This window comes from Rhodococcus sp. K11/5 (genome assembly GCF_055193735.1).
In genome coordinates this window covers 2,484,089-2,499,190 of record NZ_CM143721.1, presented here as the reverse complement: position 1 = coordinate 2,499,190, position 15,102 = coordinate 2,484,089, and the positions used below count along the sequence as shown (strand labels likewise).

The following is a 15,102-nucleotide window of genomic DNA, read 5'->3' as shown; positions in this document are numbered from 1 at the left end:
ACCGCGCAATTCAGGCAGGGCATGCATTGCCGCCGACCGGCAAGTCGCCGGTGTCGAGGTAACCCGCGACCGCGGTCCGGCCGCATGCGGAGCCGAGGGTGACGGCATGGCCGATTCCGGCCCACGTGACGGTGGTCGTCGACGAGCCGGCGGCGCCGACGGCTCCGGTGACAGCGGGGAGGGCGCTGTTCCCGGTAACGGGATCGGCGTCCCCACTGAGAACGAGGACGGGCACGTCGAGTGTGGACGGCAGCGGCGGAGGGGCAGTCGCGGGCCACGCCGCGCACGCCAGCAGACCGACCGCCGCCGAGGCGCCGAACGCCGGGTACTGACCGGCCCACTGCTCCTGCAGTTCTCGTACCCGGTCCGGTCCCGGCCACTGTTGACCGTCGGTGCACCGGCTCACGAACACCCCGTCGGTGTCGACGATCGACGCGGCCGAGGCAGCGATGCCGTCGAGTGCCGCGGTGTCGCCGTCGGCGGCGGTGGACAGTGCGGTGGACAGTGCGTCGGTCCGCTGGGCCGGGTCTCCGGGCGCCGGGTACCCGAGAGCGAAGGTGACCGCTCGGCGGAACGTCGCACCCGAGAGCGGTGCGAACTCGCCCGCGTCCGCGCGGGCGAAGAGATCGACGACGGCGGCACGCGGATCCGCCCCGAGCGAACACGCGGCGGCGGCGCACCGCGTCGCGAACTCGGTCAGAGCTGCTTCGCGACCCTCGACCGCGTGCTGTTCGGTGGACACCGCGTCGGTCACGACGGAGGTGGGGGAGTCGAGCACCATGCGAGCGAGGTGATCGCCGTGAGCGCCCGCGTACGCGAGGGCCACCAGCGCACCGTTTCCGGAGCCGATGAGCGACAACGCGCGCACTCCCCAGGCGACCCGCAGTGCCTCGATGTCGTCGGCGCTGTTCGTCACCTCGAAGGACAGCGCGTCCTGCCCCATGAAGTCGGTGCACGCGACCGTCGCGTTCCGGCCGAGCTCGGCCGTCGCCTCGATGGGGTCGCCCCCGGCGGAGAACTGCCCCAGGTCGGCCAGTGCGTTGCGGGTGGAGGTCAGCCCCCCGTAGCAGTCGAACGGTGCCGAATTACCGGTCCCTCGCCGGTCGACCCCGACCACGGGCCGAGCGTCGAGGAACGTCGTGTCCGGGCTCGCCGCCATCGCGGCGATGTCGGCGGTCGACGGTCGATCCGTTCCCGAGGTGTACACGACCGGAGCCGCGTCGGCCGGGGTCGTCGACGTGCGAACCCGTGTCGCGGCCAGCTCGAAGGTGGGCGACGACGGTTCGGAGGCGTCGATCGGGGCAGGGTAGGTGGCGCAGTCGACGACGGTGCCCGGCGACGCGGTGACGCCGAACTGCGCGGTGATCCGCGCGGTGCAGTCGGACCACGCCAGATCGGTGACGGGCGGCTCGAGGGGCAACGCTTCCGTCTCCGGCTCCTCGGGTTCGGCAGGGGAGGGTGCATCGACGACGCCGCGATCGACGGCGACGTCGGGACGAACGGACGGACCCGCCGCGCACGACGCGAGGACGACCGCCAGTGTGCCGACCGCCAGGGCGCGCAGAACCCGTGTCCGGCCGTGGGTTCCGCTCGGGGTCCGGGTCTGCATGTTCCCAGAGTGCCATCCCGGTCCGACTGCACCGGTTCCCCGTCGAGTAGCGATCATTCCGCGCGGCGGCGAACCCAGCGGACGAGGACGGTGCCGTCCGTATCCAGGAGGATGTGCCCCGGAGTCATCTCACGCGGCGCTGCGTCGTCCGACACCGCGATGCGGCCGGCGCGTCCGGCGGCGGCCAACGGTGAGGTGGTGACGCAGAGTTCGTCGACGACATCGTCCTCGAGCAGGGTGCCGAACAGTCCGGGACCGCCCTCGCACAGGATGCGCCGCAGTCCCAACTCCTCGAGCAGACCGACCACCACGCGTCCGGTCAGCGTGTCGGTGGGCGACCGGACGACGGTCGCACCCGCGTCTCGTATCGCGTTCACCCGATCGTCCGGGGCCGTCGCGGAGGTGAGGAACACGGGCGGGACCTGCGCATCGACGATCAGTGTCGCGTCGGGCTCGACGCTCATGGAACCCGTCACCACCACGATGGGGGGAACTGCGGACTGACCGCGGTTCACGCGCGCTACGCGGACGTCGTCGCTCACATTCGCGCCGCCGTAGTTCTCCGCGTTCACGGTGCCCGATCCGACCAGGACGGCGTCGGCGAGATTCCGCAACTCGTCGAACACCGCCTTGTCCGCCGGCGTTCCCAGGCCGCCGCTCCTACCGTCGACGGACACCGCGCCGTCGATACTGGCGACGAAGTTGACGCGAATCCACGGAGACCCGAGGACGTCCGGATAGGCGTAGAGGTCGGTGAGGTCGGACGCCGTCACTGTGAGGTAGGTCCCATTATCGATACGCTGCACGAAGACCATCACACCACGTCGTTAACCTCGTCCCCATGCCCGAACGTCTGGTCGATCGAAATCCGGTGGTCCCCGCCGATCAACTGATCGCGCACATGGTGCCGCCCGCCATGTTCGACGACGTCAGCTTCGCCTCCTACATCCCGGACCCCAACGAGCCGACCCAGGCCGAGGCCGTCCAGAAGGCCGAGGAGTTCGCGGGCAAGGTCGCGAAGATCAGGTCCGGCGGCAAGCGCGGATTGTTCGGCAAGAAGGCGGCACCGTCCGGTGCCGGTCTGTATCTCGACGGTGGATTCGGTGTGGGCAAGACTCACCTTCTCGCATCGATCTACCACGCGTCGCCGGGCCCCAAGGCGTTCGGAACGTTCGTCGAACTCACCCATGTCGTGGGCGCACTCGGGTTCAACAAGGCCCTGGAGGAGCTGTCCGGTCACAGCGTCCTGTGCATCGACGAATTCGAGCTCGACGATCCGGGCGACACCATGTTGGTGTCGCGGTTGCTGACCGAACTCGCCGCCAAGAGCGTGTCCATCGTGGCGACCTCCAACACCCTGCCGGGACAACTCGGTGAGGGGCGTTTCGCCGCCCAGGACTTCCTGCGCGAGATCAAGAAACTCGGCTCGATCTTCGAGTCCATTCGTGTCGACGGACCCGACTACCGGCATCGCGACCTCCCGCCGGCCCCGGACCCGACGCCACAGGCGGAGCTGGCCGAGGCCGCGAGCGCGATCGACGGTGCGACGCTCGACGACTTCGACGATCTGGTGAAGCACCTCAGTACGCTGCATCCGTCGCGGTACGGCAAGTTGATCGAAGGCGTGTCTGCGGTGTTCCTGTCCAACGTCCACGCGGCGCCGGATCAGGCAGTCGCGCTGCGTTTGGTCGTGCTGGCGGACCGCCTCTACGACGCGGGCACGCCGGTCACGGTCTCGGGCGTCAAGCTCGACGAGATCTTCACCGAGGAGATGCTGCAGGGCGGTTACCGCAAGAAGTACCTGCGTGCGACCTCGCGCCTGTTGGCGCTCTCTCGCTTCGCTTCTGTCTGACCGCCTCCGGACGTCAGGCGTCAGAGTTCGCGCTGCATGACGAAATCATCGTGCAGGACGTCCCCGAGAGCGAACTGCCTCGTGCCGACGCGGTGAAAGCCCGTCCTGGAGTAGAACGCCTGCGCTCGGGCGTTCTGCTGATTGACTCCCAGCCACAGCGCGGATCGTCCCAGTTCCCGCGCCTGGTCGGCCGCGGCGTCCATGAGGGCCCCGGCCACACCTGCCCCGTGCGAACGGGGGTCGACGTACATCTTGTTGACCTCGACCGAGGGCGCGACGGTCAGCGCGGACGCGATGACCGAGTCGGTCGGCGGCGAGAGAACCAACATCGCGTACCCCACCAGGGCGTCGGCATCGTCGGCCACGAGGACCACGCGCTGCGGATCGGCGACGTACGTCTCGAACGCACTCACGGAGAAGACGGTCGCGACGAAGTCGGCGATGTCCTCCTCGGAGGTACCCGGCGGGCAGGCCAAGGGGAAGGTGCGTGCCGCCAGGGTGGCCAACTCGATCGCGTCGGAGGGTGTGGCGCGGCGGATGTGGGGCGTCACGTCAGTGCGCGTTGCCCGCGCCCTGATGATGGGCGTCACGGTCGATGCGGAGCAGGGCCGATCGGTCCGCCGCGCACCCGGCGTCCACGGCGTCCTTGGCTTCGCGCAACGACATTCCGGAACGCTCCCGGAGCAGGGCGATGGCCTGAGTGGTCTTGCGGCTCTTGACCAGTCGGCACACCTCGGCGTCCGTCTCCGCGTCGATGGGACGCACGGTGGGAGTCGAGTCGCCGCGGGGGGAGGCGGTCCGGCGGCGGAACGCGAACCACGCGATCACGACAGCGATGTCGATGACGATCAGCGCGAGCACGAACCAACCCCAGGTAGGCATGCCGTCAGTACATCACCTCGGTGTGTGCGACTCGAGCAGGACCGGCATTTCGGTCGAGATCCGGCGCACGGTGGCGTGGGCGAAATCCGAACGCCGCGTCCGGCCACGCGACGGGGCCACAGCGAGCAGTATGAGGGCACATCCGACAGCACGAGCGGGGAGCAGACGATGACCGAACACATGACGCAGGACTACTTCATCGGCCGGGCCGATCGCGTGAAGGCCGCCGTACAGAGGGCAGTGGACGAAGCGGGTGCGTATCACGGGGACCAGTTGGTCGCCGATTACGAGTGGATCCAGTACGTGCACGATCACGTCCACGTGACCGAGCGGGACGGCGTCGCCTACGTCGACGATCAGCAGGCGACTCGGCATCTGGACGAGCTGTTCGAGCGCTACCGAGTCGGCCACTGAGGCAGGCGGCCGCCGACGCCGACAACGAGAAGACGCCGACAACGAGAACAGGCCCCCTCGAAAGGGAGCCTGTTCTCGTATCTTCTGCTGGTGCGCGATACTGGGATTGAACCAGTGACCTCTTCCGTGTCAGGGAAGCGCTCTCCCGCTGAGCTAATCGCGCGGAAACGCATCGAATCGATGCGTCGTGTGAGGTGGAGACGGGAATCGAACCCGTGTGCACGGCTTTGCAGGCCGTTGCCTCACCACTCGGCCACTCCACCATAATGTGCAACACCGAAGGGTTTCGACTTCGTGCCTCGACACCCTCGAGCGGACGACGGGATTCGAACCCGCGACCCCAACCTTGGCAAGGTTGTGCGCTACCAGCTGCGCCACGTCCGCACGCTCCGCATCGGCGACGAACGCCTCTGTGGTGCGGTTCGAAACATTAGCCCACTGTCGGCGCGATCGACAAATCCGCTGTTCACACCACGTTTCCCTCACGTCACACTCGTATCGCGCGACACACGCGTCGTCACGGGGACGTGCGCTCTTCCCCGTCGACGCCGCGGGAGGGACCACGGTTGGAACCGACGGCGCGGCGTGTTAACGTTCCACCTCGTTCGAGCGCACTGCTTCGTGTGCGTCCGGTCCCGTGGCTCAGTGGAAGAGCGTCCCGTTCACACCGGGAAGGTCGCTGGTTCGAACCCAGCCGGGACCACCCTCGTGAATGCGCGTGTTTCTCCGCGCATTCGTTACCCTGGCTCGGTGACCACCGACAATTCCGGATCTTCTGAGAGCGCGGCTTCCTCGTCACTGACGGACACCGCACCGCGCGACGAACGCCGCCACGAGCCCAGCCGGTACCGCACCTGGCGCAACGGACTGTCGAGCCGGCCCTCTGTCGAGCGGTCGTACCGCATCCTGGTTGCCGTGGTCGGCACGCTCGTGCTCATCGGCGGGATCATCGCCATTCCCTACCCGGGGCCGGGATGGCTGATCGTGTTCACCGGGCTCGGGATCCTGGCGTCGGAGTTCGCCTGGGCGCAGCGCGTTCTCAAGTGGGTGCGCGCCCGGTACGACACCTTCATGGAGTGGTTCAACCAACAGTCGATCGTCGTCAAGGCCATCGGCGTCCTGTTCACGACGGTCGTCGTCCTGCTCACCCTCTGGCTCTTCGGCGCCATCGGCCTGGTCGCCGGGTGGATCGGGTTGGACTGGCCGTGGCTGGCGAGCCCGATCGGCGGTTGATCACCGAACGCACCGCCGCCGCTCTGCCCTGGGCCGCGGGGCTGTTCGCCACGGGCGACGACGCGGTCACCGGTCTTCGACTGACCGGCCCCGACGGCGTCCGGGACGTCCTCGCGCGCGCGGCCGTTCGCTGGCCGGACGTCACGCCCAAGGTGGCCGCGACTCTCTGGTGGTACGGATCGAGTTCCACCCTTGCCCTCGTCGCGGCGTCGCACCTCCTGGTCACCGGAGCCGGCCCCGATCTCTCGCCCGCTCGGGTGCGCGTGACGGTAGGAGAACTCGGCACCCTCTCCGCCGCGGCGTCCGACCGGATCGTGGACGCAACCGAGGTGGCCGTCGGCTTCGCTCGGCTCGTCGAGGCCGTCGTCGACGCCGTGGTTCTCGCGGTGCCGACGGCGTCGGCTCCGAGCCTCTGGGCGATCGCCTCGGACTCCGCTGCGAACCGCGCACTCGACGTCGCCGCGGCGCTCGACCGTCTCGACGACGGGGTCCCGACGGCCCGGCTTCTGACGTCGCGCTCGCCACGGTTCCCGTCCCCACGATTCGTCGATGTCGATCGTGGTGGGGCGGTCGTCCGGGCCGGTCCGGCCGCGCCGGCGAACGATCGGCGCCGCTTCGTGCAGCGCAGCTCGTGCTGCCTGGTGTTCGAGGCGGGTGAATCGTCGTGCGTGAGCTGTCCGCGTCAGACTCCCGACGCGCGAGCCCGGCGCTGGGCCGCTCTGATCGAGTGACGGAACCCGCGCCGTGTCATACCCGACCGGCCTCCGGCCTACCCGAGCCCCCACGACCGGCCTCCGGCCTACCCGAGCCCCCACGACCGGCCTCCGGCCTACCCGCGCCCCTCTCCCGATACGCTGTCCCCGAGACACACCCCGATCCACCCCACCCGATCGCGGTCACAGTCCACCGATCCGACCTCAGGAGAGCATCACCGTGAGCATGCCCGATTCCGCAGTTCTCGCATCCCGCATTCGCGTGGCCGCGGGGACCACCGCCGGAGCGGCGCTTCGCGAGACCGGCCACCCCAACAAGGGTGTCGACGCGATCGTGGTGGTTCGCGACTCCGACGGACAGCTTCGCGACCTGTCCTGGGCTCCGACCGACGACGCCGAGGTCGAGGTGGTCCGCGCCGACAGCGAGGACGGGCGCAGCGTCATCCGTCACTCCGCGGCTCACGTTCTCGCTCAGGCCGTTCAGGAGCTCTTTCCCGACGCCAAGCTCGGTATCGGTCCGCCCATCGAGAACGGCTTCTACTACGACTTCGATGTCCGGGCTCCGTTCACTCCGGACGATCTGGTCAAGCTCGAGAAGAAGATGAAGCAGATCATCAAGGGCGGCCAACGATTCTCGCGTCGGGTGTACGACTCGCTCGACGCCGCGAAGTCGGAGTTGGCGAACGAGCCGTACAAGCTCGAACTGGTCGACGACAAGGGCTCCGCCGACGATCCCGAGGTGATGGAGGTCGGCGGCGGCGAACTCACCGCCTACGACAACCTGAATCCCCGCACCGGCGAACGCGAGTGGGGCGACCTGTGCCGCGGCCCGCACGTTCCCACCACCAAGTACATCCCCGCGTTCAAGTTGACCCGGAGTTCCGCGGCCTACTGGCGCGGCAACCAGGACAACGCGGACCTGCAGCGGATCTACGGCACCGCATGGGAGTCGCAGGAAGCGCTCGACGCGTACCTCGAGCTGCTCGCGGAAGCCGAACGGCGCGATCACCGCAAGCTGGGCTCCGAGCTGGATCTGTTCAGCTTCCCGGACGAGTTGGGATCCGGCCTGCCGGTCTTCCACCCCAAGGGCGGCATCATCCGCAACGAGCTCGAGAACTACTCCCGCCAACGTCACATCGAGGCCGGGTACTCGTTCGTCAACACCCCGCACATCACCAAGGGGCACCTGTACGAGGTGTCCGGTCACCTCGACTTCTACGCCGACGGCATGTTCCCGCCGATGCACGTCGACGAGGAGCTCAACCCCGACGGCACCGTGCGCAAACCGGGCCAGGACTACTACCTCAAGCCGATGAACTGCCCGATGCACAACCTCATCGTGCGCTCACGCGGTCGCTCGTACCGTGAACTCCCGCTGCGCCTGTTCGAGTTCGGATCGGTGTACCGCTACGAGAAGTCCGGCGTCGTCCACGGACTGACCCGAGTGCGCGGCATGACGCAGGACGACGCGCACATCTACTGCACGCGCGATCAGATGCGGGACGAGCTGGCGTCGTTGCTGCGCTTCGTCCTGGGCCTGCTGAAGGACTACGGACTCGACGACTTCTACCTCGAACTCTCGACCCGTAACCCGCAGAAGTCGGTGGGTTCGGACGAGGTCTGGGAGGAGGCAACCGAGACGCTGCGATCGGTCGCCGAGGAATCCGGACTGGATCTGGTCCCCGACCCCGGCGGTGCTGCCTTCTACGGTCCCAAGATCTCCGTGCAGGTGAAGGACGCCCTCGGCCGCAACTGGCAGATGTCCACCATCCAGCTCGATTTCAACCAACCCGAGCGATTCGAACTCGAATACACCGCGACCGACGGGTCCAAGCAGCGCCCGGTCATGATCCACCGCGCGCTCTTCGGCTCCATCGAACGATTCTTCGGTGTGCTCACCGAGCACTACGCCGGGGCGTTCCCCGCCTGGCTCGCACCGGTTCAGGTGGTCGGCATTCCGGTCGCCGCAGCGTACGACGAGCACTTGTTCGGCGTCGTGTCGTCGTTGTCGAAGCTCGGCATCCGTGCCGAGGTCGACGCGAGCGACGACCGGATGCAGAAGAAGATTCGCAACCACACCACCCAGAAGGTGCCGTTCATGCTCCTCGCGGGAGAGCGCGACGTCGAGGCCGACGCCGTGAGCTTCCGGTTCCGGGACGGGACGCAGATCAACGGGGTCCCGGTGGCCGAGGCGGTCGACGCCATCGGACGCTGGATCACCGCACGGAGCAATGTCTCTCCCTCCGCCGAGACCTTCACGGCGAACTCGGAAAGCGACGGCCGATGAGCGAGAACGACCGGTCGGCGGACGACGCCGGTTCGATCAGGGATACGGGAGTCGGTGACGAGGACCGTCTGCAGCGGCTGTGGTCGCCCCACCGCATGACGTACATCGCGACGGCGCCCAAGGTCGACGACAAGATGTCGTCCGAACCGTTCACCGAGATTCCCAAGCTCGACGACGCGGACGGTCTGGTGGTCGCGCGCGGCGACGCCGTGTACGCGGTGCTGAACCTGTACCCCTACAACCCCGGCCACCTCATGGTGGTGCCGTACCGCAAGGTCGCGGACCTCGAGGCGCTCACTGCGGAGGAGAGCCTCGAGCTGATGCAGTTCACGCAGCGAGCGATCCGCACCATCAAACGGGTGTCCCGCCCGCACGGTTTCAACGTCGGCCTCAACCTCGGGGCCCCGGCCGGCGGTTCGCTGGCCGAGCACCTGCACCAGCACGTGGTGCCGCGGTGGGGCGGCGACGCCAACTTCATCACGGTGATCGGCGGGGCGAAGATCATGCCGCAGCTGCTGCGCGACACGCGAGCACTGCTCGCGGACGCGTGGAAGGACAGCTGACGTGCTGTCCGTCTTCGGGCGCGCGTCCGCATCCAAGGTCACGGCTCCGCTGGGCCGGGCGCTCAACAGCACCGGACTGACCCCGGACTCGGTGACGATCATCGGCACCGTGGCCAGTGTGACCGCGGCCGTGACCCTCTTCCCCACGGATCACCTGTTCATCGGTGCTCTCGTGATCTGGCTGTTCGTCATGTTCGACATGCTCGACGGGGCCATGGCCCGCGCCCGCGGCGGCGGCACCAGGTACGGAGCCGTTCTCGACGCGACGTGCGACCGCGTCGCCGACGGAGCGATCTTCGCCGGGTTGGCCTGGTGGGCGGTCTACCACCAGAACGACCGTCCGCTGCTGATCGCCACCCTCGTCGTTCTGGTGACCTCGCAGGTCATCTCCTACGCCAAGGCGCGCGCCGAGGCCAGCGGACTCTCGGCCGACGGCGGCCTCATCGAGCGACCCGATCGGCTGGTGATCGTCCTCGTCGGATCCGGTCTGACCGGTTTGGCTCAGCTCCTCGACATCGACTGGTTGACCTACGCGCTCCCGGTCGCGATGTATTTCCTGGCGGTCGCGAGCATCGTCACGGTGTTCCAGCGGGTGCTGGCCGTGCGCAACTCGGCCGGTGCGCGCGACATCATTCCCATGACCTCCGGATCCGTCGACACCAGTACGCGTCCCGTCGACGATTCCGGCTCCGCCACGTGAGTCTGTCCGAGCGGCTGAGCGCCGCGGGCTACGTGGCCGGGTGGCGGGTGGTGCGGGCACTTCCCGAGACCGTGGCCACCACCGCGTTCGACCGCGCCGCGGACGTCGCCGCTCGGCGAGGGGGTGGGCCGCAGCAGTTGCGGCGCAATCTCGCCCGAGTTCTGAGCACCACACCCGAGCAGGTTCCCGACGAGTTGATCCGGGCCAGCGTGCGCTCGTACGCGCGGTACTGGCGAGAGGCGTTCCGGCTTCCGTCGATGAACCTCGCTCGCCAGGGCGCTGCTCTGGACGAGCTCATCGAGGGCAAGGAGCACATCGCCGACGCCCTCGCTGCGGGCCGCGGGGTGGTTCTCGCGCTGCCGCACAGCGGGAACTGGGACATGGCCGGTGTGTGGGCGGTGCACGCGCACGGTGGACTGACGACGGTGGCGGAGCGACTGAAGCCGGAATCTCTCTACCGTCGATTCGTGGCCTATCGGGAGTCGCTGGGTTTCACGATCTTTCCGCTCACCGGAGGTGAGCAGCCGCCGTTTCCCCAGCTGGCCGAACGGTTGCGCGCCAACGAGATCGTGTGCTTGTTGGGAGAACGCGACCTCGCGAGGCACGGTGTCCCGGTCACGTTCTTCGGGGAACCGACGCGGATGCCGGCGGGCCCGGCGCGGTTGGCCATCGACACGGGGGCAGCGCTGCTCCCGGTGCACTGCTGGTTCACCGAAGGCGGGTGGGGATTCAGCGTCGAGCCGCCGATCGACGTGTCCGGGGGAGTGGAACCGGCGACGCAGGCGCTCGCGGACCGGTTCGCCGCGAACATCGCGGCGCACCCGGCGGACTGGCACATGTTGCAGCCGCTCTGGTGGGACGACCTGTCGCAGAGTCGTCGGGACAGGATGACGGGTGCGGGCAGGCCGGAGGCCGGCCGGGGGGAAACGTGAGGATCGGGATCGTCTGTCCATACTCGTTCGATGTTCCGGGAGGGGTGCAGGCGCACGTTGCCGAGCTGGCCGAGGTACTCATCCAGCGTGGCCACAAGGTGAGTGTTCTCGCCCCGGCCAGCGACGAGACCGAACTCCCGGAGTTCGTGGTGTCCACGGGTAAGGCGCTGAGCTTTCCCTACAACGGGTCGGTGGCGCGGCTGGCGTTCGGTCCTGTGACCTACTCGCGGATCAAGAGCTGGATCGAGAAGGGCGAGTTCGACGTCCTGCACATCCACGAGCCGAACGCGCCGTCGTTGTCGATGCTGTCCCTGAAGATCGCGGACGGGCCCATCGTCGCCACGTTCCATGCGGCGACCACGAAATCGTTGTTGCTGAGCACGTTTCAGGGTGTGCTGCGTCCGTACCACGAGAAGATCGCAGGTCGTATCGCCGTGTCCGAACTCGCACGGCGGTGGCAGGTGGAAGCACTGGGGTCCGATGCGGTCGAGATTCCCAACGGGGTCCACGTGCCCGCGTTCGCCACGGCCGAGGCGCTGCCCGGCTATCCCCGAGCGGGCCGGACGCTGCTGTTCCTCGGTCGGTACGACGAACCGCGGAAGGGTATGGCCACGCTCGTGGCCGCATTGCCTCGAATCGCCGACGAGTTCCCCGACATCGAGATTCTGGTGGTGGGTCGCGGCGACGAGCAGAAATTGCTCCGCGACGCCGGTGATCTCGCCGATCGATTCCGCTTCCTCGGTCAGGTGTCGGACGCGGAGAAGGCGTCCGCCCTGCGCGGCGTAGACGTCTACTGCGCACCGAACACCGGTGGCGAGAGCTTCGGCATCGTTCTGGTGGAGGCGATGGCAGCCGGTACGCCCGTGGTCGCGAGCAACCTCGACGCTTTCCGGCGAGTGCTCCGCGACGGTACGGCCGGATCGCTGTTCCCGGTGGGGGACTCCGAGGGCCTGGCCGACGCGGTGATCGACGTGCTCGGTGACGATGCCGTCCGCGACCGCGTCGTGGCGGAGGCATCGCGTGCGGTGATGGCGTACGACTGGCCCGTGGTGGCCGAGCAGATAGTGCGCGTGTACGAGGCGGTGACCGTGAAGGGTCGGACAGTGCAGGCGATCGACCGATGACATTCTCCGCGCTGACCATCCTGGTGATCGGTCTGATCGCCACGACCGTTCTTCTGGCCGTGCTGTGGGCCTACTCCACGGCGAATCGGCTGGACCGCCTCCATGTGCGCACCGACCGAGCCTGGCTGTCGCTCGAATCGGCGCTCGCCCGCCGGTCCGTCGTCACCCGCGCCGTCGCCGCGGCTCTGTGGGCTCCGGGGTCGGAGGAGAGTCGCAACCTCACCTCGCTCGCCGACCGCGCCGAGCGCGCGGAACGGCGTGAGCGCGAGGCGGCGGAGAACGCCCTGTCGGTCGCGCTGGCCCGAGTGGACCTGGCGCGACTGAACCCGCAACTGGTGGCCGAAATCGCCGATGCGGACGCTCGGGTGCAGATCTCACGCCGGTTCCACAACGACGCGGTGCGGGACACGGTGGCCTTGCGGTCGCGCAGGCCGGTCCGGCTGTTGCGCCTCGGCGGCACCGCATCGATGCCGGAGTATTTCGAGATTTCCGAGCGCGACGATCCGACGGACCTGGCGCTGGACGTCACGGCCACCCGCACGTCGGCGCGCATCGTGTTGCTCGATCAGCGCGGTCGGGTGCTCATGATGCGCGGACACGATCCGAAGCGTCCGGACGTGCACTTCTGGTTCACCCTCGGCGGTGCGGTCGAAGCGGGCGAGACGCTCAAGGACGCAGCCGTACGCGAACTGCAGGAGGAAACGGGGCTGCAGGCCTCACCCGAGGACCTGCGGGGGCCGATGTGGCGCCGCACCGCGACCTTTCCGTTCGACGGTGCCGTCATCAAGTCCGAGGAGCTGTTCTTCGCGCTGCGGACCGAGCAATTCGAACCGGTGAGTACGGGTTTCACCGCGCTCGAGCGACGGGTGATCGTGGGCCACAAGTGGTGTGGCGCCGAAGATCTGCGCATTCTGGCGGCATCAGGGGAAGCCGTCTACCCGCGGGCGATGGCGGAACTGCTGGACGAGGCGGACACCGTCCTCGCCCTTCGAACCGATCCGGACGTGCGGGCCATCGTCTGATCTGTCGTGCCGTCCGACCTGTCGTGCGCATCACAGGCGGGGCAGTCCAGAGGTGACCGAGTGGTTATGACGATTCGCGGTCGGCGCTCCTACCCTCGCAGGTAGCGGCAGTCGTCCCGAGGACGCTGCCGAGTTGCTTTCACCGACAGTCGAGGAGTTCGCCGTGACCACCGCCGCCACCGCCCAGAACAACGGGTCCGCCGATGCCCCCGCCCCCGGAACGGGTACCGCTCGCGTGAAGCGCGGCATGGCGGAGATGCTCAAGGGCGGCGTGATCATGGACGTGGTCACCGCCGAGCAGGCCAAGATCGCCGAGGACGCCGGTGCCGTCGCTGTGATGGCCCTCGAGCGGGTCCCCGCCGACATTCGCGCCCAGGGCGGCGTCTCCCGGATGAGCGACCCGGACATGATCGACAGCATCAAAGCGCAGGTCGGCATTCCGGTGATGGCCAAGGCCCGGATCGGTCATTTCGTCGAGGCGCAGGTTCTGCAGAGCCTCGGCGTCGACTACATCGACGAGTCCGAGGTTCTCACGCCCGCCGACTACGCCAATCACATCGACAAGTGGAAGTTCACGGCGCCCTTCGTCTGCGGCGCCACCAACCTGGGTGAGGCCCTGCGTCGCATCACCGAGGGTGCGGCCATGATTCGCTCGAAGGGTGAAGCCGGTACCGGCGACGTCAGCAACGCCACCACGCACATGCGCACCCTGCGCGATCAGATCCGCCACCTCACCTCGCTTCCCGAGGACGAGCTCTACGTCGCCGCCAAGGAACTGCAGGCTCCGTACGATCTGGTGGTCGAGGTCGCGCGCACGGGCAAGCTTCCCGTCACGTTGTTCACCGCCGGCGGCATCGCCACCCCCGCCGACGCCGCGATGATGATGCAGCTCGGGGCCGAGGGCGTCTTCGTGGGATCCGGAATCTTCAAGTCCGGGAACCCCGAACAGCGTGCATCCGCCATCGTCAAGGCCACCACTTTCCACGACGACCCGGACGTGATCGCCAAGGTCTCCCGCGGACTCGGCGAGGCCATGGTGGGCATCAACGTCGACGACATTCCGCAGCCGCACCGTCTCGCCGAGCGAGGCTGGTGACCCGACTCGGCTAGCGCCGAATCAGCAGCGCAGGGCGGTCGGGGTGGTCCCAGCGGACCACCACGTCCGCCCTGTCGTCGTTCTGCGCCGCCGCGAGCAGGGCCGGCACGGTCCAGGCGCGGTCCGCCGGTGTCCTTCGGAGCAGAGCTGCCTCCGACATCCGCAGGGTCGCGGTCAGATCGAAGGTGAGCCCGGGATCGAGCAGCATGGGTCCGGCGACGACGATGACGTGGTTCTCCTCGGCGGTCCGCATCGGCTCGCGCGCCGAGCGGTCCGTGACCTCGTTCCAGATCGCGGGAAGCCACCGGCCCTCCCGACGCAGCGCATCGAGCACCTCCCGCTGCAGACCGTCGTGATCGAACCACAGTGTGCGATAGGACAACTCGTCGTCACGGCCGTACTCGAGGCGCAGCGACGCCGGCCTGACCCAATCGCGCATCACCACCACGTCGGCGGCCCGACCGGATGTGCGCAACACCTCGGCCACCTGCACCGCCACGTCCTCGGGTCGCGCGGCGTCCGACCCGTCGACGGCGAGGACGCGCCGTCCGTTCATCGGTTCGACGAGCGCCGTGAGGTGGTCGACGAGCCCGGGGAGGCTGGTCGGGGCGAACTGGGGCACGCAGGTGATCATGCCCGCCCGCCTGTTCCGAGCGACACCACGGCCGTTGTTAG

General features: G+C 68.2%; 16 protein-coding genes and 4 tRNA genes. 12 read left to right on the top strand and 8 right to left on the bottom strand.

The window, feature by feature from the left end; genetic code table 11:
* Positions 1 to 10: 10 nt before the first annotated feature.
* Positions 11 to 1,609 (bottom strand): alpha/beta hydrolase, encoded by a 1,599-nt coding sequence (locus ACY466_RS11790; RefSeq protein ID WP_463245574.1) that lies wholly within the window; start codon positions 1,607 to 1,609, stop codon positions 11 to 13.
* A 53-nt stretch (positions 1,610 to 1,662) separates the two neighbouring features.
* Positions 1,663 to 2,382, bottom strand: coding sequence for a pyrimidine reductase family protein (locus tag ACY466_RS11785; protein WP_463245573.1), 720 nt, complete (start codon positions 2,380 to 2,382; stop codon positions 1,663 to 1,665).
* A gap of 68 nt (positions 2,383 to 2,450) precedes the next feature.
* Here ACY466_RS11785 and zapE point away from each other — a divergent pair, with 68 nt between their 5' ends.
* A complete protein-coding gene (zapE, locus tag ACY466_RS11780; RefSeq protein WP_463245572.1) occupies positions 2,451 to 3,461 on the top strand; it encodes a cell division protein ZapE in 1,011 nt (336 codons plus the stop codon).
* 20 nt (positions 3,462 to 3,481) lie between these two features.
* Here zapE and ACY466_RS11775 read toward each other — a convergent pair whose 3' ends face one another.
* The gene (locus ACY466_RS11775) at positions 3,482 to 4,012 is read right to left on the bottom strand and encodes an N-acetyltransferase family protein (RefSeq protein ID WP_463245571.1); all 531 of its coding nucleotides are present in this window, start codon (positions 4,010 to 4,012) and stop codon (positions 3,482 to 3,484) included.
* 1 nt (position 4,013) lies between these two features.
* A complete protein-coding gene (locus ACY466_RS11770; RefSeq protein WP_463245570.1) occupies positions 4,014 to 4,343 on the bottom strand; it encodes a hypothetical protein in 330 nt (109 codons plus the stop codon).
* A gap of 168 nt (positions 4,344 to 4,511) precedes the next feature.
* Between ACY466_RS11770 and ACY466_RS11765 the strand changes: the two genes are divergently transcribed.
* Positions 4,512 to 4,757 carry a hypothetical protein gene (locus ACY466_RS11765; RefSeq protein ID WP_463245569.1) on the top strand — a complete coding sequence of 82 codons (246 nt, stop codon included), beginning with the start codon at positions 4,512 to 4,514 and terminating at the stop codon, positions 4,755 to 4,757.
* 88 nt (positions 4,758 to 4,845) lie between these two features.
* On the opposite strand, the gene ACY466_RS11760 is transcribed toward ACY466_RS11765, so the two are convergent.
* The 3 genes from ACY466_RS11760 to ACY466_RS11750 form a co-directional block, all read right to left on the bottom strand.
* Positions 4,846 to 4,920, bottom strand: a tRNA-Val gene (locus tag ACY466_RS11760).
* A 29-nt stretch (positions 4,921 to 4,949) separates the two neighbouring features.
* Positions 4,950 to 5,020 (bottom strand) — tRNA-Cys (locus ACY466_RS11755).
* Positions 5,021 to 5,068: 48 nt separating this feature from the next.
* A tRNA-Gly gene (locus tag ACY466_RS11750) sits at positions 5,069 to 5,141 on the bottom strand.
* Between the two features lie 247 nt (positions 5,142 to 5,388).
* Here ACY466_RS11750 and ACY466_RS11745 point away from each other — a divergent pair.
* The 10 genes from ACY466_RS11745 (at position 5,389) to pdxS (ending at position 14,427) form a co-directional block, all read left to right on the top strand.
* A tRNA-Val gene (locus ACY466_RS11745) sits at positions 5,389 to 5,460 on the top strand.
* A gap of 47 nt (positions 5,461 to 5,507) precedes the next feature.
* The gene (locus ACY466_RS11740; RefSeq protein ID WP_463245568.1) at positions 5,508 to 5,990 is read left to right on the top strand and encodes a TIGR02611 family protein; all 483 of its coding nucleotides are present in this window, start codon (positions 5,508 to 5,510) and stop codon (positions 5,988 to 5,990) included.
* Entirely contained in the window at positions 5,963 to 6,721 is a 759-nt protein-coding gene (locus ACY466_RS11735; RefSeq protein ID WP_463245567.1) for a hypothetical protein, read from the top strand. The genes ACY466_RS11740 and ACY466_RS11735 overlap by 28 nt, the downstream gene beginning before the upstream one ends.
* 208 nt (positions 6,722 to 6,929) lie before the next feature.
* Positions 6,930 to 8,990 carry a threonine--tRNA ligase gene (gene thrS, locus ACY466_RS11730; protein ID WP_463252249.1) on the top strand — a complete coding sequence of 687 codons (2,061 nt, stop codon included), beginning with the start codon at positions 6,930 to 6,932 and terminating at the stop codon, positions 8,988 to 8,990.
* Positions 8,987 to 9,553 carry an ATP adenylyltransferase gene (locus ACY466_RS11725; RefSeq protein WP_463245566.1) on the top strand — a complete coding sequence of 189 codons (567 nt, stop codon included), beginning with the start codon at positions 8,987 to 8,989 and terminating at the stop codon, positions 9,551 to 9,553. The genes thrS and ACY466_RS11725 overlap by 4 nt, the downstream gene beginning before the upstream one ends.
* Position 9,554: 1 nt before the next feature.
* Entirely contained in the window at positions 9,555 to 10,253 is a 699-nt protein-coding gene (pgsA, locus tag ACY466_RS11720; RefSeq protein ID WP_463245565.1) for a phosphatidylinositol phosphate synthase, read from the top strand.
* Entirely contained in the window at positions 10,250 to 11,185 is a 936-nt protein-coding gene (locus ACY466_RS11715; RefSeq protein WP_463245564.1) for a phosphatidylinositol mannoside acyltransferase, read from the top strand. Before pgsA ends, ACY466_RS11715 begins: the two co-directional genes overlap by 4 nt.
* Positions 11,182 to 12,309 carry a glycosyltransferase family 4 protein gene (locus ACY466_RS11710; RefSeq protein ID WP_463245563.1) on the top strand — a complete coding sequence of 376 codons (1,128 nt, stop codon included), beginning with the start codon at positions 11,182 to 11,184 and terminating at the stop codon, positions 12,307 to 12,309. The genes ACY466_RS11715 and ACY466_RS11710 overlap by 4 nt, the downstream gene beginning before the upstream one ends.
* Positions 12,306 to 13,331, top strand: coding sequence for an NUDIX hydrolase (locus tag ACY466_RS11705; protein WP_463245562.1), 1,026 nt, complete (start codon positions 12,306 to 12,308; stop codon positions 13,329 to 13,331). The genes ACY466_RS11710 and ACY466_RS11705 overlap by 4 nt, the downstream gene beginning before the upstream one ends.
* Positions 13,332 to 13,494: 163 nt before the next feature.
* Positions 13,495 to 14,427, top strand: a complete 933-nt coding sequence (gene pdxS, locus ACY466_RS11700; RefSeq protein ID WP_463245561.1) for a pyridoxal 5'-phosphate synthase lyase subunit PdxS — start codon at positions 13,495 to 13,497, stop codon at positions 14,425 to 14,427.
* 10 nt (positions 14,428 to 14,437) lie between these two features.
* Here pdxS and ACY466_RS11695 read toward each other — a convergent pair whose 3' ends face one another.
* Complete coding sequence (locus ACY466_RS11695; protein ID WP_463245560.1) at positions 14,438 to 15,049, bottom strand: nucleoside/nucleotide kinase family protein; 612 nt, start codon at positions 15,047 to 15,049, stop codon at positions 14,438 to 14,440.
* Positions 15,050 to 15,102 lie beyond the last annotated feature (53 nt).